Genomic DNA, 19,490 nt, shown 5'->3' on the forward strand with positions numbered 1-19,490 from the left:
ATGAAAATGTTAATTGAGATTGGAGTAGAAGAGCTTCCTGCGATACCTTTTTTAAAAGAGCTTAATAATATTGAGCCAAAATTTAAATCTGCGTTAGATGAGTATAATATTAAGTGTGATTTTAGGCTTGATTATACCCCTAGAAGAGTTGTATTGCATGGTGATATGGATGAATTCGCTGGTGATAAGGTGGTTGAGAGTATCGGCGCACCAAAGCATGTGGCATTAAGTATCGATCAAAATTGGTCCGCAGCAGCGATAGGATTTGCTAAAAAGTGTGGCATAAGCTTAGATGAGCTGAAATTTGAAAATATTAATGGCAAAGAGGTTTTGTATCATAAGAGTGTGATTAAGGGGGATTTGAGTAAAAATCTGCTTGCTAAGGTTATAAATAAATTTATATCATCTTTAAATTTCGGTAAATCTATGAGATGGGGAGATGGCAAGTATGAGTTTATCCGTCCGATTAGATCTATTGTAGCGGTTTTGGATGATGAGTTGGTGGATATGGAGATTTATGGTGTGAAGTCGCAAATGGCCTTTTATCCACATAGAAATTACGGCTATGAGATGGTAAAATTCGCTACTATAGATAAGTATTATAGTGCTTTAGAGCGTAATGGGATTATCCTTAGTGCTAATAAAAGGCGAGAAAAAATCCTAAATGAATTCAGGCAAATTGAGCAAAATAGCGGTTTGAAAATCGAGTTAGATGAGGATTTATTAGATGAAGTTGTGGCTATTACTGAGATGCCTACTGCGCTTATGGGTGGCTTTGAAAAAGAGTTTTTAGAAGTGCCTAGTGAGGTTATAGTAACTTCAATGAAAGAAAATCAACGATACTTCCCATTGAGAGATCAAAATGGCAAATTAAGCAATCATTTTGTGGTAGTTAGCAATGCTATTAGTAGTGATTCGAATTTGATAATCAAAGGTAATGAAAAGGTGCTAAGAGCTAGGCTAAGTGATGCTAAGTTCTTTTGGGAGAGTGATCTAGCTAGTGAGTTTAGCTCAGCGAAATTAAAAAACATCACCTATTTAGCCGGTCTTGGCTCAATGTATGATAAAGAGATTAGAGAGCGCCAAATTGCTAGGGAGCTAGCTAAAATCTATGAAAAAGAGCTAAAAGATGAATTTGGCGGTGAGTTTATAGATGAGCTTGATAGGGCTGTTATGCTTAGCAAGGCTGATCTTGCTACCTCAATGGTATATGAATTTACAGATTTACAAGGGGTTATGGGGAGTTATTACGCTAAACATAGAAAAGAAAATCACTTTGTAATTGAAGCGATCAAAGAGCAATACCTGCCTAATAAAGAGGGTAGCGAGTGTCCGAAAAGCTACTTTTCTAGCGTGGTGGCACTATCATCTAAGCTTGATACGCTAATGGGGTTATTTAGTATAAATAAAATCCCAACAGGCAATAAAGACCCATACGCTCTAAGGCGAGCTGCAGCTGGGGTTATACGGATTGTTTTGAATTTAAATATAGAGTTTGATATCAAAAAAATTCTATCTCTAATAGCTCAAAATTATGCTAAATTCGATTTGGGTAGTTTGGAGCTATTTATAACTGATAGATTATATACTATGTATAATGCCAATCCATCTGTGATAAAAGCGTGTCTAGATAGTGGTGTAAGGGATATCAAAAGGCTAAATCTAGCTATAATTGCCTTAGATGAGATAAGCAAAGATAGCGAATTTAAAGAGAATTTCTCCACATTTAAGCGCCTAGCAAATATAATCAAAGATAGCAAGATTGAGAGTGTAGATGAGGGCTTAATGGAACATGAGAGCGAAAGAGCATTGTATAATAAATTTAACTCATTAAAATTAGATATCAATGATACAAAGGGATATTTACTATCGTTATTTGATCTAAAACCTTATATTGATAGCTATTTTGATAATGTAATGATAAATAGCGATGATCCAAAGATTAAATCTAATCGCATATCCATAATCGGGCAAATTTATCAAGCATTTTTAAAAGTCGCTGATATAAAAGAGATAACTATATAATCATTAGAGTGCTTTAAAGCACTTTAATGATTAAAAGGCTAAAATACGCCATCAAAGACTCTTTTGGAGTCTAGTTGATACTCGATTGCTATCTTATGTTCGCCTCTATAATTTTTCAAATAATTGGCTATTTTGTTTGAAATTTCATCAAATTTAACTCTATTTATAGACTCTTTACCGCTTATTATAAGCTTTAAATTATCGCTATTTGAGTCTATTTTGACATCGTGTAAGATATCATTATATCCAAGCATAATATCTCTTTTATTATGCTCATCAATACCCATAAAATCAACTTCTATATTGTATGAGTGCGAGGTTAGATCACTAGGTTCTTGATTTTTTTGTGCGCAGCCACTAAGGCAGATTAAGCAAGGTAAGATTAATTGTAAAATTCTCATCATATCTCCAAAAATTTATTGCGGGATTTTAGCATAAATTTCATTATCAAAATATAAATTTCAAAGTTAAATTAAGGAATTTTAGGTATTATTGCGAAAAATTTTTTAAGGAGATATAGTGAGTTTTGATGAATTAGAGTTAGAAGCTATTATACAAGAGGTTTTAGAAGAGTGTGGAGAGTTTGAGAATTTAGATGATGAGGAGCTTTATGAGCTTATTGAAAAGATCAAAGAATTAACAGATGGCGATACCGAAGAGGCTTATGAGCAGCTAAATGGATATTCGCCAATTAGTAGAAAAAGATTCTTATCTCTATACTCTGTTTGATTATGCGAGTAGTTTTAGCTCTTTTGATATTTGCTATTTTTAGCTGGGCTGAGGATGCCTTTAATGGTAGTGTGGAGATTTTTAGCATTGATTCTAATTACGCTGGCGAGCTAAAAATCAATGATAAAACCACGGCTTGGCTAGATCATCCTACACAAGATGGAGTAAAGATAGCTATTATCCCTATTGGATACTATGCTAAAAATGATATTAATATTACAAATAGCCTAAATAACCAAAGCAATTTAACAATATTAAAAGTTAAGCAAAAAAACTATAAAAAAGAGAGTATCACAGTAGCCCCCGCAAAGGCTAATCCGCCAAAAAGTGTGATGAATCGCATAGAAAAAGAGAGAAAAGAGGCAACTGAGATATATAAGACTTTTAGCCCAAATTTGTTAGTTAATAGCGAATTTATATCGCCTATGAGTAGCTTTATCACTAGTGAATATGGAAACGCTAGAGTATTTAATGGTAGTATTAAAAGCTATCATGGTGGCGTTGATTATAGGGCGGCGATAGGGCAAAAGGTGGCGAGTGCTAATGATGGGATAGTAAGAATCGCTAAAGATAGATATTATGCTGGAAAGAGCGTTGTAATTGACCATGGTGGTGGTATTTATACACAATATTATCACTTAGATAGGATAGATGTCAAAGTCGGTCAAAAGGTTACTAAAGGTGAGAAAATCGGCTTAAGCGGTGCGAGTGGTAGGGTGAGTGGGCCACATTTGCACTTTGGGATTATAGTGCGAAATACTCAAGTTGATCCATTAATTTTTATAGAAAAATTCAACTCAATTTTTTAAATTCACATTTTTTAAACAAGAGCTATATATAATTTCACTATATTTTATATAGAAAGGATTTAAAATGAAAAAGATTTTAAGTATAGCTTTAGCGGCTATGGTAAGTAGCAGCGTGGCATTTGGTGCTGATAGTGCGACTAGTTTAAGCAAAGAGATGTTCGAGTTTAAAAAAGAAGCTAGTAAGGAGTATTATAAAATTCAAAAAGGTTGCGAGCAAATTCATGATAAAATAGCTAAAGCAACTCAAAATATGGATTCTAAACAAAAAGAGGAATTTTATAAAGAATTTAGATATCAAATGCGTCAAAATATGGCCAAACTAGGCAAAGATGAGCAGTTTTATAATGGAATTTGTGGTCCGCATATAAGAGGTTCAAAAGTAAATAATCGCTTTGATCGCCCAGGTAAATTTGCGCCTAATTGCCCAAATGGTATAAATTCAGATTGTCCAATGAGATGAGTAGCAAAATACTTCTAATAGAAGATGAGCCTATGCTTTGTGAGATGATTAGTGATTATCTTGTGGAGCAGGGCTTTGAAGTTGTAAGTAGTGATAACTATGAAGATGGCTTGAGTTTAGCGTATGAGGGTAAATTTGATATTTTTATCTTTGATGTCAAGATTATAGGAGGTAATGGCTTTGATCTACTTAATGAGCTTAGAAGCTCTGGGATCAATACTCCTTGTATCTATATCACTTCATTAAATGATATAAATGATCTAGTTAAGGGCTTTAAGAGTGGTTGCGATGACTATATCAAAAAGCCTTTTGAGTTAGCTGAATTACATCTAAGAGTAGATAATATCCTAAAACGCAAATTTAGCCACTCAAGTAGTGATAACTATGTAGAAATCTCTCCAAATATAAAGTTTGATATAATACAAAAGAGATTAATCAAAGATAATGCTATAGTCCAAATAGCCAAAAAAGAGGCTGATTTGTTGGTTTTATTTTTAAAAAATCGTGGCAAAATTTTAAGCAGAGATGAGATATATATGAATTTATGGGATTATGGCCAGGTACCAAGTGAGCTAAGTCTAAGAGTATATATCAGAAATTTGCGTAAAATAATTGGCGAAGAAAAGATAATCTCACATCCAAAAATAGGCTATGAATATGTATAGCAAAAAGTATATTTTGCCAATATTTTTGCTATATACTCTTTCTAGTATGATATTTTTAATTGGATTTGCTACTATGTATTATAAAGAGGCGAAATTTGATATAATCAAACGAGATAAGATCCGCTTAGAGGCCTTTGCTAAAGAGCTTGAGTATATACTTCGCTTAAATAATAATATAGATAATATAATGAAATTAAAATCTTTTTATCCAATTAATTTTTATAATATCAAAACAGGTAAATATATCTATAAAAGCTTTGATACACCTAAATTTAAAGGCAAATTTTATGAAGGTTTAGATGCTTTGTATATGAGAGAGAATATCCACGCTAAAAGACGAACAATAGAGCTATTTGTAGAGTTAAAAAGCGAAGATACTATTAAGGATATAAATCAGCTTTTTTGGCGTGTGTGGCTTATTGCTGGGGCGGTTTTTGTTTTGGTTGGGCTTATTGCTTTTGTTTTGGTTAAGCTTGCGTATTTGCCACTTTTGGCACAAATAAAAGCGCTTAATAATTTTATTACAGATACTACGCATGAGATTAATACCCCTTTGAGCGTGATACTTATGAGTAGTGAGATGTTTGATAAAAATCCGCCAAAATATTTAGAAAATATCAAAATAGCAGCCAAAACTCTGAGTGGAATTTATAATGATTTGGCTTTGAATTTAAAGAATAATCCAAATGTTATTAGTAAATTTAATATCCAAACTCTGCTTGAGAGTCGCATTAAGTTATTTGAGCTTTCAGCTAATTCAAAGGGGCTTAAATTTGAGATTAAAACTAGTTCTTTTGAGCTATCTAGCGATATACAAAAAGTTGGTAAAATATTGGATAATCTCATATCAAATGCGATAAAATATAGTAGTAAAAATTCCAAAATTATTATCAATTTAGACCAAAATAGCTTTGAGATAATCAATTTTGGAGCTACTATCTCTAAGGAGAATATAGATAAAATTTATGATAAATTCAGCCGTTTTGATACGCAAAATGGCGGCTTTGGGATTGGGCTTAGCTTGGTTAAGCGATATTGTGATGAGCTTGGGCTTAGTATCGAGTGTGAAAGTGGCGATAATCAAACTAAATTTAGAGTGATTTTAAGAGATTTTAAAGATAGATAATTGGCATGGAGAGAGTCTCCATGCGATTTTAATATAAAATTAAATGTGCTTTTTGTGAGCCATGAACGCCAAAAACAGTTATAAGCTCTATATCAGCTGTCCTAGATGGCCCAGCGATAAATAAAATATTACTTGGTAATTTGCCGTTTTGATCGACTTTTAGGGCGTTTAGAGCGCTTACTAGTGAGTTTTTGACTCTATCTTTTTTAAGTAAAACTATACAAAGATTTGGCGCTAGGCTTAGCATTCTAGGTTGAGCTTGGCTAGATTTTAGCAATGCTACGCCATGAGAGCTGACGCCATATTCGGCATGAACTATAGAGAACTCACTATGAAATACATCGCTTCTTAGCTCTTCTATAGGCTTATCGAAACAGATTTTTTGATCAGCTTTAATCTTATCTAAATTTAAATTCAACCCACTTCCATAGATCATTTTTTTGTATCCATAGCTAGCTACAATCTCATTTATCGTATCTTCTAGAGCTGATGGCTCGCATTCATGGACGATATATTTGTTATCGCTCATTTTTTGCTTCATTTCAGCAAGAGTATTATCTGTAGTTTGGATATGCTCTACTGGATCTATGCTAGGAGTGGATTCATGGCCTGTGATTTTGTAGCTATCTTTTAAGCGAGAAAGAATTAAATTTTTTGATTTAGCTGAAATTTCATCTATTCTATTCATAGCGAACTCCTTCCATATTTTCAAGCTCTTTATATAGATTTTTTTTAATCTGTGGTAGCTCTTTGTATTGGCTCCAGCTTTTTATAACTGGGATTGAGTTTTGGAATTTATGTAAAACTGAGTTAAATAGATGAGTTTTACTAAGGCTAAATCTCCATAAAGCACCATTTGTAGCGATCTTAGCAAACTGCTTCATCGCAAAGGCTTCGGCTCTATTTTTATGGCTATTTTGCGTGCTAAGTGGTGGATTTTTGCCTTGGCCAACTTTATTTGCTCTTAGCTTTCTAATTAGATCAGCTAGCGGGATTCTAACAGGGCAAACCTCACTACATCTACCACAAAGCGAACAAAATGTAAGTATATCACCGGTTGCTTCCATACCAAATATATTTGGACTAATAACCTCGCCAATAGGCCCAGGATAGACAGTTTGATAACTATGGCCGCCGATTTTGTCATATACAGGGCAGAAATTCATACACGCCCCACATCTAATACATCTAAGAGCCTCATAGTAGTCATGATGAGCTAGCATATCACTTCTGTGATGATCAAATAGTATCAAATGAACCTCTTTTGGCCCATCAAATTCATCATTTCTTGGGGCTGTGATTATGTTGTTATATGTAGGGATGAATTGTCCCGTGGCTGATGGTGTGAGTAGATGAACCATAGTAGCAGCATCTTCAAAGCTCTCCATAACCTTCTCAATCCCACAAAGTGCAACATGGATTTTAGGAGCGGTAGTGCACATTCTACCATTTCCTTCATTTTCAATGAGCCAAAATGCGCCCTCTTTAGACATAGCGAAATTTACACCACTAAGTCCCATTTCTAAGCCTTCAAACTGATCTCTTAAATGTTTTCTAGCTATTTGATTTAGTTTTTCTGGTTCGCTTTCTAAATTTGAGCCTAATTTTTCTTGAAAAATTTTGCCTATTTCATTGCGATTTTTATGGATTGCTGGAACGACTATATGGACTGGTGCTTCATCATTTAATTGTATTATTAGCTCACCAAGGTCAGTCTCAATAGCATTTAATCCCTTATTAGCTAGATAGTGATTTAATCCTATCTCTTCACTAGCCATAGATTTGCCTTTTAATATCTTTTTGATATTGTTTTGGCGCATTAACTCATATATTATCTCACAAGCATCAGTAGCTGAGCTAGCCCAATGGACTTTAATGCCGTTTTTTGTGGCGTTTTTTTCGAATTCAATTAATCTATCGCTAAGAGACATTAGGGCGTTATTTTTAGCTTTTTTAGCCTTATCTCTTAATCCTTGCCAATTACTAAATTTCGCATTTATCACATTTAGGCGGTTTTTTTGTAAGGTGTGCATAGCGACTGTGAGATTTTGTCTTAATTGAGTATCGCCAAGTTTGATTTTTACGATTTGTTCGTGTGGCATTTTTTTACTCATAGGGATACTCCTTCTAAGCGTTTAATCAAAAAATCATATAGATGAAGACATTTGATATCTACGCCATTTCGTTTCATTGTGCCTGCAATGTTTAATAAGCAACCACCATCGCCACTTATTAAGTAGCTAGCGCCTGTATTTTTGATATCTTCTATTTTAGCTAGTGCCATTGCGTTTGAGATATCGCTCTCTTTGATTGAAAATGTCCCACCAAAACCGCAGCACTCCTCTTCATGTTCAAGCTCGATTAACTCTACATTTGATAGTTTGCGGATTAAATTTTTGCTAGATTCTACGCTTTTAGCTACTCTTAAAGCGTGGCAATTAGAGTGCCATGCGACTTTGATTTTATCGCCTTTATCTTGGTAATCTACTTTTAGAATTTCATCTAAGTATTGACTTAGATCATATACTCTAGCGGCGAATTTTTGAACCTTGTCAAATTCGCTACTTCCTTCAAAAAGCTCTAAATAATCATGCCCCATCATACCAGCGCAAGAGCCACTAGGGACGATAATCGGGATATCTTCATCAAATAAATTTATATTATGCATAGCTACAGCTCTACTCTCATCAAAATATCCGCTATTAAAAGATGGTTGAGAGCAACAGGTTTGATTTTTTTTGAAAATCACCTCCACGCCCCCACGGCGTAGAAGTTTAATAGCATTTAAAACGCTATCTTGCATAGCAGCACTACCAAGGCAAGTAGCGAAAAAATATACTTTTCTCATAGATATTAACCCTTAAGTACGATATCTGGGATAATTCCTTGCATAAAGAATGCGATGATTAAAGTCCAAATACCAATTAAGATAATGAAAGCAACTGAGTATTTAAGTGTGAATTTAAATAGCTCACTCTCACGACCTACTAAACCAACAGCAGCGCACGCTATAGCGATACTTTGTGGGCTTATCATCTTACCTACGACACCACCAACAGAGTTAGCTGCCAAAAATAGTGCTTCACCAACACCAAGCTCTCTAGCGCTAACTTGTTGAAGTGGGCCAAATAGAAGATTTGAGCTTGTATCTGAACCTGTTAAGAATACGCCTATCCAACCAATCACAGGGCTAAAGAAGGCAAAAGCATCGCCAGTTTGAGCAAAAGCAAGACCTAGAGTTGTACTCATAGCAGCGTTTTTAGCGATAAAGGCAAATGATACAACAAGACCGATTGTAATACAAGGAATCGCCATCTCTTTTAGCGTATCCCAGAAGCAATCTGCGGCGTCGTTGGCTTTGATTTTTAAAAACCAAATTGATAAGAAAGCAGCTAGTAATATAGCGGTGCCAGCTTGAAGGCCTACAAAGCTGATATTTAAATTTAACCCAATAGCCTTACCAGTAGCATCAACTATGCTTGTGCCTACATTGTTAGCAGCTAGAGTTACAACTGTGTAATCAAATACCCCGCCTTTAGCAAATAGCGCTTTAAACCATGGTTGAGTCCATAGAATTATACAAGCGATTAATAGGATAAATGGTAGCCAAGCTTTGAATATTTGGCCGTTACTAAGTTCGGTTTTGCTTGTAAAGTCTGTTTGGTCATCAAGTCTAAATATATTAGATGGTTTCCAAATTTTCAAAAATGCAGTAGTACAAATAAGAGATACAACAGCAGAAACAATATCAGGAAGCTCGGCACCAAGGTAGTTTGAGCTGATAAATTGTGTAGCAGTAAAGCTAATTGCAGCTACTAAAATTGCTGGAAATGTCTCTTTAACACCTTTAAATCCATCCATTAAAAATACAATGAAAAATGGAACAGTAAGGCTAAGTGGAACTAGCATTCTACCAACCATTGCTGAGACTTCATATTGTTCTACACCAACTAAATTTGCCATCGCAATAATAGGAATACCCACAGCACCAAAGGCAACAGGAGCAGTATTAGCTATCAGACACAATCCAGCAGCATATAAAGGCTTAAGTCCAAGACCAACTAAAAGCGCAGCAGTGATAGCAACTGGGCCACCAAAACCGATAGCACCTTCTAAGAATGAACCAAAACAAAATCCAATTAAGATAACTTGAATTCTGTGGTCTGGAGTGATGCTAATAACGCTTTGTTTGATAACTTCAAATGAGCCAGATTTAACTGAAAGTTTGTATAAGAATATCGCAGCGATGATGATCCAAGCGATCGGCCACATACCTTGTGCGAAGCCTTGAACGAAGCTAGCACCGATGAGAGAAAAAGGCATATCATATACAAATAACGCCAAAACAGAAGCCAAAATAACTGTTAAAAAAGCAGCCATATAGCCTTTTAGCTTAAAAACTAAAAGCGAAACCAAAAAACATAAAATTGGCAAAAACGCCACCAACGCACTTAGCCATATATTGCCAAGTGGATCATATATCTGTGTCCATTGCATATAGACTCCTATCGATAAAAATTTTGTGAAATTTTATTTTAGCGTAAATTATTATTAAATTTAAAATAAATTATAAAAATTGTTTAAAAAAATTGTTTGAGTGTGTATAATCGTAACATTATAATTAAATTTATTTATAAATTTCAGTTTGATAGAGTATCTCCGCCCAGAGTAGGGCAGAGTAAATTTATAGAGCTTTGGATATAATTTTAGCGAGTTTAGAGCTAAATTCGCTTGGATTTTCTATACTCATACCTTCGCTGATTTTAGCCATATTTAGGATTAGTATAGCAACATCGTTTATCATTAATTCGTTATTAGCTAATTTGGCGATGATTTCGTGATTTGGATTGATCTCTAAGATTGGCTTGATTTTTGGTGCTTCTTGACCCATCTGTTTTAATAAAGTTTGCATAGCGTAGTCTGGGTCATTTTTGTCATAGATTAGGCACGCTACGGAGTCGCTTAGGCGATTTGATATTTTGACATCTTTGACTTCATCTTTTAAGATCTCTTTGATTTTGCTTATTAGGGCGTTTGTCTCATCACTAGTTGAAATTTCACTGCTAGTTATCTCGCTATCTATATCAGAGCTATTTATACTCTTAAATGGTGTGGAGTCATACTCATTTACCATAGGCAAGACTATTGTATCTATCTCTTCATCACAGATTAGGACATTTATCCCTTTGGATTTAAACCCTTCTAAAAGTGGTGAGTTTCGTAGCATACTCTCATTTTGGCCGCTGATATAATATATCGATTTTTGATCTTCTTTCATTGCGGCTTTATACTCTTTTAGCGTGATTGGCTTGTCGTTTAGAGTGGATTTAAATAGGCATAAATTTAAGATATTATCTTTATTAGCATTAAATCCATATAGGCCCTCTTTGATAACATTACCAAAAAGAGAGTAGAGCTTAGAGTATTTTTCTTTATCGTTATTTAGTAGTTTTTCTAATTCGCTTAGGATTTTTTTGACGCTTTGGTCTTTGACTGCGGTTAGAATTTTATTCTCTTGTAAGATTTCACGGCTTACATTTAATGGGATATCTTCTACATCCATAACCCCACGCACAAATCTAAGATATGGCGGTAGAAGCTCTTTAGCGTCATCAGTGATAAATACACGCTTAACATAGAGTTTTACACCACTTTGATAATCTACTCTAAATAGATCAAATGGTTGAGTTGATGGGATATAAAATAGGGTAGAATACTCTATTTTGCCCTCTGCTTTTGTATGGATATGCAATAGTGGATCGCTACTATCGTGGCTTATTTGCTTATAAAAGTCATTGTAATCGCTATCTTTTAAAGTAGATTTACTCATTCTCCATAGGGCGCTTGCTTTGTTGATTTGAGAATTTTTGCTCTCATAATGGCCCTCTTTTTCATTATCTTGTGGGGCTACCCACTCATCTCTATCCATATAAATAGGATATGGAATGTGATTTGAGTATTTTGTGATGATATTTTCTATTCTAAAACTATCTGTAAATTCATCATCATTAAGGTATAGAGTGATCTGTGTGCCGTGGCTATCTAGCGTGGATTTTGAAATTTCATATCCATTTGTATCGCTACTCCATTTATATGCATCGCTACTTAGGGCTTTGCGACTGATAACTTCTATTTTGTTAGCTACCATAAATGCTGAGTAAAATCCAACCCCAAATTGACCTATTAATGAGCTATCTTTCTTCGCATCTCCGCTCATGGATTCTATAAAGCCTTTTGTTCCGCTTCTTGCGATGGTGCCTAGATTGTTGATTAGATCATCTTCATCCATGCCTATGCCATTATCTGTGATTACTAATGTTTTGGCCTCTTTATCTAGTTTGATATCAATTCTAGGGGTGTATTGAAGTGATTTATAATCATCATTAGTTAAGCATAGATAATTTAGCTTATCTAGTGCGTCGCTTGCGTTTGAGATTAACTCTCTTAAGAATATCTCTTTATTAGAGTAGAGTGAGTGGATCATTAAATTTAAAAGATCGCTCACTTGTGTTTGAAATTGATGTTTTTGCATATTTTCTCCTTTTGTTTTGTAAATAATTATAACTGACTAAATTTAACCATCATTCAAAAATCACAAATGGTAAGGTTAGTGTATTTTTGATTATACTAAATGGGGTTTTTAAGACATCTTTTATAACTTGTGTTTTGATATCTGGCTTATCTATCGTGCCATTTATGGTGATTATGGTGGATATGCTTTTATCTTTGCCTAATAATATGTGATTGACTAATGGAATTTTGTCTATTATAGTACTAGCGTCTTTTAGTAGCTTTAGCTCTAGGATTATATCTAGGCTATTGTCTTTTAAATTTATATTTCCACTACCTATTATATCAGCGCTTGCGCCTTTGATATCTATAGCGTGGATAGTAAGATTATCATCAACTCTTTGGATTCTTATAATCCCATCTTTAACGCTAAAACCTTTGGTGTTAAAATCTGGGACTTTAAATATCAATAAAGATGGTATAGAGTCTAAAAATACTAAGAGTTGTTGGTAGATTATATAATCATTTAAATATGTATCTTTAAGCTCTAAATCGGCTTTAAAATTCCTACTATTTTGACCTATTAACTTAATACCAAAAATACCTTCGCTAAAGCTATTAAAATCCATAATATCATTGATTACAGTAGCCGAGATACCATTTCCTTTGACTTTTAAGATATTTTTGCCTTCAATTATAGATATATATCCACCATCAAACTCACCATCAAATTTAAGCTCATTTTGGTTTTTGCTACCGCTGAAATGCTCAAAGAATATTGTTTTATTGATATCTGTGGCGTTTATGATCGTATCAGTGGCAATGAAATTTATATTTGTTTCTAGGTTACTTTTGGCTGAATTTGTATCAATAGAGATTTTGGCTGAGTTTAAAAATATATTTATCTCATCATTTATAATGGTAGCGTTTATCACTCCGCTATCACTTTTTATATCTATTATATCATCTATTTTTATAGTGAAATTATCATCAGTGTAGCTATCATTTTTTCTATTTATGATTGGTAGATTGAAATTCACATTAGTTGCTCTAGCGCTAAATTTATCAAAGTCATCTGTGGTAACCTTGATATTAGCTTTTGTGATATTTAGGTCGTTTATGAGCTTAGAATAGGGCTTGATATTATCAATTTTTGGGATATTTATACTTATTGGTTGGCTTAAATTTACATCATAGCCTAAGCTTTTAGAGCTGATTACAGCGTCATTTGTAAAATTTAAGGTGATATTGTCATCTAAATTTTTGATATTAATTAAATTTGGGATTATAAATGAGTTGAATTTGGTATCGAAGTTGGCAATTTTGCTATTTGCGTCTATAAAAGCACTAAAATTCGCATCAAAAATGCTATTTTGGATATGGCCGTTTTGGATTGTGATTTTATCATTTTTTAAGCTTATTTGAGCGTGTTTGGAGTTAAATTTAGCCCCAGATATATCTATCACGCTCTCATCTAAGACAAACTCGCCATCAGCACTGACTTTGGCATTGTTAAGATAGATATCAAGACGCAGTTTCGTATCCAAAGCCCCGCTATCTTGCGTGATTGGGATTGATATATCATAGGCTTTTAGTATATCATTTATACTTTGGCTATATAGGGATTTGGTCTTGATATCTAATATCAAATTTGAATCGCTATCTAGGTTATTTATGCTTAGTCCCACATCGGCTTTTTGGTCTTGATAAATCGGATCTTTGATATCAAATATCAAATTTGAGTTTTCAAAGGTGATTATAACCGAACTAGCAGTCGCAGCTGGGAGATTAGGGTGGAATTTGACAATTGGCATATTGGCACTTGCTTTGGCATATATCTGTGGTATAAATGGATTATTATCACTAAAATTAAACTTCCCACGCAAAATTTCAAGCCTATAATCTTTGGCAATTATATATCCATATATCCAATTTTTTATCTCATTATCTAAGCTTATCTTGCTAGCTAAAGCCTCCATAAATTGAGCTATGCTAGGTGCGCTGACATTGGATATTTCATAATTTAAGATATCATTATCGATATTTAAGCTCAAATCCCCATTTAGCTCATATGAGCTAAATTTGCCCCTAAAACTATGCTTATCATCGTAGAAATTTAAATTCAAATATCCATTAATTGTGGTATTGAGATCTTTAAATCTCATCTCATTTATGGATAAATTTAAATTGTGATTTTGTCTAGTTAGATGAGCGTTGATATATAGATTTTTGCTATCTAGATTAAATTTATTATCTGTGTAGATGAAGTAGGATTTTCTTTGGCCTATTGAGATGTTTTCTAACTCTATTGTATTAAATAGCATATCGATCCATTTGGCAAAGTGTATGGATTTTAGCGACTCTTTGGAGTTAGTTTGATTATTATCAGATGGTAAAATATCTATATTTTTTGCTTTTAGTGTAATTTTGTTATCTAATTTTATATATAATTGCGAAATTTTAAATCGGTCAAAATCTAGCGATTCTATTTTAATTCCGATTTTTAACCATATAAAAAGGGCAAGAAAGATGGCTATAAATAGTGTTAAAAATATCACCAAAAAGCGATTTTTGAATATAATTTTTGAGATTGTATTCATAATTTTCCTAACGATTTTCGCATCACTATCTCAGACAATGACTACAAGCAAAGTTGTATATCTGCCACAAGGAAGCGTGGGTGAAATTATATCTTATTTAGCTAAACTAAATTTTAAGGTTGATGGATTTGATAAATATATTTTGGTTTTGATGGGATATCCACAATCTGGCTGGATAGATATAGGCACGACTACTCTTAGTAAATTTGATTTTTTATATAAGCTTACTACGGCTAAGGCTGCTATGAGAGATATCACTTTAATCCCTGGAGAGACTACGGCGTATTTTTTCTATGATATAGCTAAGAAATTGGGTTTAGATTACAATGAGCTTATGAGAAATTATCTAGCAAATTCACCTATAAAAGAGGGATTTTTAGTCCCTGAGACATATAAAATTCCAGTTGGGATAAGCGAGGCTCATTTGGTCTATTATCTCATAAATGTATCTAAAAAACAGCATGAGAGCCTAAGCCAAAAGATATTTGGTCAATGGGATGAGAGGCGTTGGTATGAGTTTATCATAGTAGCATCAGTAATCCAAAAAGAGGCCGCAAATACAAGTGAAATGCCTATAGTATCATCAGTTATATATAATAGATTAAAAATCGGTATGAAGCTACAAATGGATGGAACGCTAAATTATGATCTATACTCTCATGAAAAGATCACCCCACAAAGAATAGCCAAAGACAACACTAGGTATAACACATATAAATACGCAGGCCTACCACCAAATGCCGTTTGTAATGTTAGTTTTGATGCGATAAAAGCAGCAATTTTCCCTAAAAAGACAAACTATCTATATTTTGTAAGAGATAAAAGCACAGGTGCTCATATATTTAGCTCTACTTATGAAGCGCATATAAAAGCAATTGATCGCTCTAATAAGGCTAAATAATGCCACTTTCAAAGCTAAATAAAGAGCAGTATAGAGCAGCCACAGCACCTATGGGGCATAATCTCATCATAGCTAGTGCAGGAACAGGTAAAACAAGCACAATTGTAGCTAGGATAGCTCATCTTCTAAACTCAGGGATAAAGGCTAATAAAATTTTGTTATTAACATTTACCAATAAAGCCGCTAGTGAGATGATAGAGAGATTAGGGCGTTACTTTGATAATGATATAGTATCTCAAATCACAGCCGGGACATTTCACTCTGTATCAAATTCACTTCTAAAATCCCTTGATAAAGGGGTGATTTTAAAGCAACCTAGCGAATTAAAAACACTATTAAAGAGTATCACAGATAGAAGGCAATTTCATAGAATTAGCGATATTAAGGGATATAGCGGGGCGTATTTGTATGATATATACTCTTTATTTTGTAATAGCTGTGTAGGTGGAGAGAGCTTTGTAGATTGGTTTAGTGTTAATTATCCAGATCAGGTGGAATTTGCTGAAATTTATGATGATATTTTGCGTGAGTTTGAAGAGACTAAGAGCAATTTTAACTATGCTGATTTTAATGATCTATTGATTAAGATGAGAAATGAGCTTAAAAAGGGTGCTAGAATTTATTTTGATGAAATTTTGGTTGATGAGTATCAAGATACAAATTCACTTCAAGGCTCACTCATAGATGCTTTTAATACCAAAAGTCTATTTTGCGTGGGGGATTTTGACCAGAGTATTTATGCCTTTAATGGGGCAAATATAGAGATAATTGGGAGCTTTAAAGATAGATATTTGGATGCTAATATATTTTCATTAAATACAAATTACCGCTCAAGTGCTAAAATCCTGGCTTTGGCAAATAAAGTTATATCTAATAATCCTAGATTATATCCAAAATCGCTTGAAGTAAGCCGTGAGGGGGAGTTTAAATCGCCTATTTTACTTGTTTATGATGAGCTTTTTATCCAGTATAATGCAGTAGCAGAGTTAATCTCAAATAGCAGATATAATAAAAATGATATCGCTATAATCTTTCGTAATAACTCAAGCGCCGATGGACTAGAGATAGCCTTAAAAGAGTATGGCATAAGCTGTAAAAGAAAAGGCGGAGTGAGCTTTTTTGAGTCTCGTGAGATTAAGGCACTTATAGATTTGATATCGATTTTGGTAAATCCTAAAGATATTATGTCATTTATACATATTTTAGAGTATGCTAAAGGAGTTGGCAACGCTCACGCTAAGGAGATTTTTGAAATTTTAATCTCATCTGGGAATGGTAGCATCATAAAAGGCCTTATAAATCCAGATAAAAATAGCGCTAAATTAGCCCCAAAAAGGCATAATCATCAGCTTGGCTTATTTGATGATTTTAGCGAATTTATGCCATCAAATAGATTTTGTGAGCTTGGATTTGATGATGAGTTTATGAAATCTCCTGTTTTAAACTACTCAAATTTAAATCAAAATGGTGCGATATTTTTGTATGAGCTTAGGAATTTGATAGTGAATTTAGATAAAAATAGCTCACCATATCAAATTATAGATAAGGTGATAAAATCTCAAATTTATAATATTATAGTTGATATCTTAGCAACTAAAAGAGCAACCCTAAAAAATGGCAATATAGATAACGAGCTTAAAAGCAGCGTAACAGAGCGGATAATATCTAAGGCTAAAGTGCTTTTAGAGATTAGTAAAAGACACAATAATATTGATAATTTTTATAACTTTTTAACCCTTGGTAAAAGCGAAATGAGCGAGGGCGAAGGGGTGAATTTGCTCACAATCCATGCTAGCAAGGGGCTTGAGTTTAGCCTTGTTTTTGTAGTAGATCTAGCTCAAGGTAGATTTCCAAATTCAAGATTAATGAGTGATATAGAAGAAGAAAGAAGGCTATTTTATGTCGCTGTAACAAGGGCAAAGGATGAATTGGTGCTAAGCTATGCTAAATATGACAAGATAAGAAAAGTCGAATACAATCCAAGCTGTTTTTTAGCCGAGGCTGGTATGGTGAAGCCTTTAATTTAAATTTTAAATTTTTCTTAAAATAAATTTCTACTATTAATATTATAAGAGAAATTATAGAAATTTTGCTTATAATCAAGCTAAATTTTAATTAAAGGATAAAAATGATTGACAATACTATAAATGATACTAGTCGTATCAAAGACGCTAGATATCTATCTAAGGTTATCAAAGCAGATGAAGCAGCGGCTCTCATCCCACATAAGGCTCAAATAGGATTTAGTGGATTTGTCGGCGCTGGAAGCCCTCTATATGTCCCAATCGCAATTGCCAATAGAGCTCAAAAGCTACATGAAGCTGGTCAAGAATATAAGATTAGTATATATTCTGGTGCTAGTACTGATGTGGATTTAGATGGTGTTTTGGCTAAGGCTAATTGTGTTGAGTTTAGAACTCCATTTAATACAGACCCAAATATGAGAGGCCGTATTAATGCTGGTGAAACTAGATATTTAGATGTCCATCTATCATCTCTTGCGTGGCAAGTAGAGTGTGGATATTTTGGTGATATGGATTTTGCTGTGATTGAAATTTCAGGTATCACAGAAGATGGCAAATTAATCCCTACCACCTCAGTAGGCAATAACCAAGCTTGGTTAAATGCTGCTAAAAAGGTGATTTTGGAGTTAAATATCCATCAACCAAAAGAGCTAGAGGGATTTCATGATATCTATGTCCAAGCCAAACCGCCATTTCGTGAGCCAATCCCACTTAAAATTGCTAGAGATCGTATAGGAACTCCATATATGAGCGTGGATTTTGATAAGGTTGTAGGTGTGGTATTAAGCTCTACTGAAGATAGGCTAAATAGCTTTACTCCACTTGATGAGGTTTCAATAGCCATTGGTGATAATGTGGCTAAATTTTTCGCTGCTGAAGAGGCTGCTGGTAGGTTACCAAAGGGTAAATTACTACCACTTCAAAGTGGTATCGGTAATGTGGCTAACGCTGTTTTAGCCGCTCTTAGTAAGGCTGGATATAAAGGACTTGAGTGCTACTCAGAAGTTATCCAAGATGGTATGCTAGACCTTGTCAAAGATGGCACCGTCGATCTAGCTTCAGCTTCAGCTCTCTCACTTAGTCCAACTGCTGTGGAGGAATTTAGAAAAAATGTTGATTTCTATAAAGAGCATATAATTCTTCGCCCACAAGAGATATCAAATAGCCCAGAATTAGTAAGACGCCTTGGGGTTGTAGCTATGAATGGTATGTTAGAAGCCGATATCTATGGCAATATAAACTCAACTAATGTTATGGGTACGCAGATGATGAACGGAATCGGCGGTAGCGGGGATTTTGCTAGAAATGGCTATCTATCTCTGTTTTTAACTCCTTCAGTAGCAAAGGGTGGGGCGATATCAGCTATTGTGCCTTTTGTGAGCCATGTAGATCACACTGAGCATGATACTATGGTGGTAGTAACCGAGTATGGATATGCTGATTTAAGAGGTTGTAGTCCAAGAGAAAGGGCACAAAAAATGATAGCTATAGCGCATCCAGATTATAGAGATATGCTACAAGACTACTTCGATAGAGCGTGCGCTCAGCCAAAACCAGGCCACACGCCACATATATTAAGCGAAGCTTTAAGTTGGCATGATAGATACAATAAAACAGGTAGCATGAAAAAATAAATTTATA

General features: G+C 34.2%; 16 protein-coding genes. 9 read left to right on the forward strand and 7 right to left on the reverse strand.

Annotation, left to right across the window (positions count from 1 at the left end; translation table 11 throughout):
- Positions 1–2,025, forward strand: coding sequence for a glycine--tRNA ligase subunit beta (gene glyS / locus CLAN_RS03685; RefSeq protein WP_100590611.1), 2,025 nt, complete (start codon positions 1–3; stop codon positions 2,023–2,025).
- Between the two features lie 38 nt (positions 2,026–2,063).
- Here glyS and CLAN_RS03690 read toward each other — a convergent pair whose 3' ends face one another.
- Positions 2,064–2,426 (reverse strand): hypothetical protein, encoded by a 363-nt coding sequence (locus CLAN_RS03690; RefSeq protein ID WP_096018012.1) that lies wholly within the window; start codon positions 2,424–2,426, stop codon positions 2,064–2,066.
- A 118-nt stretch (positions 2,427–2,544) separates the two neighbouring features.
- Here CLAN_RS03690 and CLAN_RS03695 point away from each other — a divergent pair, with 118 nt between their 5' ends.
- The 5 genes from CLAN_RS03695 (at position 2,545) to CLAN_RS03715 (ending at position 5,814) form a co-directional block, all read left to right on the forward strand.
- On the forward strand, positions 2,545–2,754 hold the full coding sequence (locus tag CLAN_RS03695) for a hypothetical protein (protein WP_086224406.1): 210 nt from the start codon (positions 2,545–2,547) through the stop codon (positions 2,752–2,754).
- A 2-nt stretch (positions 2,755–2,756) separates the two neighbouring features.
- Entirely contained in the window at positions 2,757–3,563 is an 807-nt protein-coding gene (pgp3, locus tag CLAN_RS03700; RefSeq protein ID WP_100590612.1) for a peptidoglycan metallopeptidase Pgp3, read from the forward strand.
- A gap of 64 nt (positions 3,564–3,627) precedes the next feature.
- The gene (locus tag CLAN_RS03705; protein WP_100590613.1) at positions 3,628–4,023 is read left to right on the forward strand and encodes a hypothetical protein; all 396 of its coding nucleotides are present in this window, start codon (positions 3,628–3,630) and stop codon (positions 4,021–4,023) included.
- Positions 4,020–4,688, forward strand: coding sequence for a response regulator transcription factor (locus tag CLAN_RS03710; RefSeq protein WP_086234439.1), 669 nt, complete (start codon positions 4,020–4,022; stop codon positions 4,686–4,688). Before CLAN_RS03705 ends, CLAN_RS03710 begins: the two co-directional genes overlap by 4 nt.
- A complete protein-coding gene (locus tag CLAN_RS03715; protein ID WP_100590614.1) occupies positions 4,681–5,814 on the forward strand; it encodes a sensor histidine kinase in 1,134 nt (377 codons plus the stop codon). The genes CLAN_RS03710 and CLAN_RS03715 overlap by 8 nt, the downstream gene beginning before the upstream one ends.
- Before the next feature lie 28 nt (positions 5,815–5,842).
- Here CLAN_RS03715 and CLAN_RS03720 read toward each other — a convergent pair whose 3' ends face one another.
- The 6 genes from CLAN_RS03720 to CLAN_RS03745 form a co-directional block, all read right to left on the reverse strand.
- Positions 5,843–6,502 carry a LutC/YkgG family protein gene (locus CLAN_RS03720; protein ID WP_100590615.1) on the reverse strand — a complete coding sequence of 220 codons (660 nt, stop codon included), beginning with the start codon at positions 6,500–6,502 and terminating at the stop codon, positions 5,843–5,845.
- Positions 6,495–7,928, reverse strand: coding sequence for a LutB/LldF family L-lactate oxidation iron-sulfur protein (locus CLAN_RS03725; RefSeq protein WP_100590616.1), 1,434 nt, complete (start codon positions 7,926–7,928; stop codon positions 6,495–6,497). The genes CLAN_RS03720 and CLAN_RS03725 overlap by 8 nt, the downstream gene beginning before the upstream one ends.
- The gene (locus tag CLAN_RS03730) at positions 7,925–8,662 is read right to left on the reverse strand and encodes a (Fe-S)-binding protein (RefSeq protein WP_086234443.1); all 738 of its coding nucleotides are present in this window, start codon (positions 8,660–8,662) and stop codon (positions 7,925–7,927) included. Before CLAN_RS03730 ends, CLAN_RS03725 begins: the two co-directional genes overlap by 4 nt.
- A gap of 5 nt (positions 8,663–8,667) precedes the next feature.
- Positions 8,668–10,311, reverse strand: coding sequence for a lactate permease LctP family transporter (locus CLAN_RS03735; RefSeq protein WP_390885730.1), 1,644 nt, complete (start codon positions 10,309–10,311; stop codon positions 8,668–8,670).
- A 187-nt stretch (positions 10,312–10,498) separates the two neighbouring features.
- Positions 10,499–12,346, reverse strand: a complete 1,848-nt coding sequence (gene htpG / locus CLAN_RS03740) for a molecular chaperone HtpG (RefSeq protein ID WP_100590617.1) — start codon at positions 12,344–12,346, stop codon at positions 10,499–10,501.
- A 49-nt stretch (positions 12,347–12,395) separates the two neighbouring features.
- Entirely contained in the window at positions 12,396–14,924 is a 2,529-nt protein-coding gene (locus tag CLAN_RS03745; protein WP_147525230.1) for a YhdP family protein, read from the reverse strand.
- Between CLAN_RS03745 and mltG the strand changes: the two genes are divergently transcribed.
- The 3 genes from mltG to CLAN_RS03760 all read left to right on the forward strand — a co-directional run bounded on the left by mltG (position 14,812) and on the right by CLAN_RS03760 (position 19,483).
- A complete protein-coding gene (mltG, locus tag CLAN_RS03750) occupies positions 14,812–15,825 on the forward strand; it encodes an endolytic transglycosylase MltG (RefSeq protein ID WP_390885732.1) in 1,014 nt (337 codons plus the stop codon). The two genes, CLAN_RS03745 and mltG, sit on opposite strands and share 113 nt — an antisense overlap.
- Positions 15,825–17,852, forward strand: a complete 2,028-nt coding sequence (locus tag CLAN_RS03755) for an ATP-dependent helicase (protein ID WP_100590619.1) — start codon at positions 15,825–15,827, stop codon at positions 17,850–17,852. The genes mltG and CLAN_RS03755 overlap by 1 nt, the downstream gene beginning before the upstream one ends.
- 101 nt (positions 17,853–17,953) lie before the next feature.
- Complete coding sequence (locus tag CLAN_RS03760) at positions 17,954–19,483, forward strand: succinate CoA transferase (protein WP_100590620.1); 1,530 nt, start codon at positions 17,954–17,956, stop codon at positions 19,481–19,483.
- The last annotated feature ends 7 nt before the right edge of the window (positions 19,484–19,490 follow it).

The organism is Campylobacter lanienae NCTC 13004 (assembly GCF_002139935.1).
Taxonomy (GTDB): Bacteria; Campylobacterota; Campylobacteria; order Campylobacterales; family Campylobacteraceae; genus Campylobacter; species Campylobacter lanienae.

What these genes read in the sequence shown, in the direction of transcription:
- CLAN_RS03755 (WP_100590619.1), top strand. Translation starts at nt 15,825, where the DNA reads ATGCCACTTTCAAAGCTAAATAAAGAGCAGTATAGAGCAGCCACAGCA.
- CLAN_RS03705 (WP_100590613.1), top strand. Translation starts at nt 3,628, where the DNA reads ATGAAAAAGATTTTAAGTATAGCTTTAGCGGCTATGGTAAGTAGCAGC.
- CLAN_RS03715 (WP_100590614.1), top strand. Translation starts at nt 4,681, where the DNA reads ATGTATAGCAAAAAGTATATTTTGCCAATATTTTTGCTATATACTCTT.
- glyS (WP_100590611.1), top strand. Translation starts at nt 1, where the DNA reads ATGAAAATGTTAATTGAGATTGGAGTAGAAGAGCTTCCTGCGATACCT.
- CLAN_RS03690 (WP_096018012.1), bottom strand. Translation starts at nt 2,426, where the DNA reads ATGAGAATTTTACAATTAATCTTACCTTGCTTAATCTGCCTTAGTGGC.
- CLAN_RS03725 (WP_100590616.1), bottom strand. Translation starts at nt 7,928, where the DNA reads ATGAGTAAAAAAATGCCACACGAACAAATCGTAAAAATCAAACTTGGC.
- CLAN_RS03735 (WP_390885730.1), bottom strand. Translation starts at nt 10,311, where the DNA reads ATGCAATGGACACAGATATATGATCCACTTGGCAATATATGGCTAAGT.
- CLAN_RS03745 (WP_147525230.1), bottom strand. Translation starts at nt 14,924, where the DNA reads ATGAATACAATCTCAAAAATTATATTCAAAAATCGCTTTTTGGTGATA.
- CLAN_RS03760 (WP_100590620.1), top strand. Translation starts at nt 17,954, where the DNA reads ATGATTGACAATACTATAAATGATACTAGTCGTATCAAAGACGCTAGA.
- CLAN_RS03720 (WP_100590615.1), bottom strand. Translation starts at nt 6,502, where the DNA reads ATGAATAGAATAGATGAAATTTCAGCTAAATCAAAAAATTTAATTCTT.
- CLAN_RS03710 (WP_086234439.1), top strand. Translation starts at nt 4,020, where the DNA reads ATGAGTAGCAAAATACTTCTAATAGAAGATGAGCCTATGCTTTGTGAG.
- pgp3 (WP_100590612.1), top strand. Translation starts at nt 2,757, where the DNA reads ATGCGAGTAGTTTTAGCTCTTTTGATATTTGCTATTTTTAGCTGGGCT.
- htpG (WP_100590617.1), bottom strand. Translation starts at nt 12,346, where the DNA reads ATGCAAAAACATCAATTTCAAACACAAGTGAGCGATCTTTTAAATTTA.
- CLAN_RS03730 (WP_086234443.1), bottom strand. Translation starts at nt 8,662, where the DNA reads ATGAGAAAAGTATATTTTTTCGCTACTTGCCTTGGTAGTGCTGCTATG.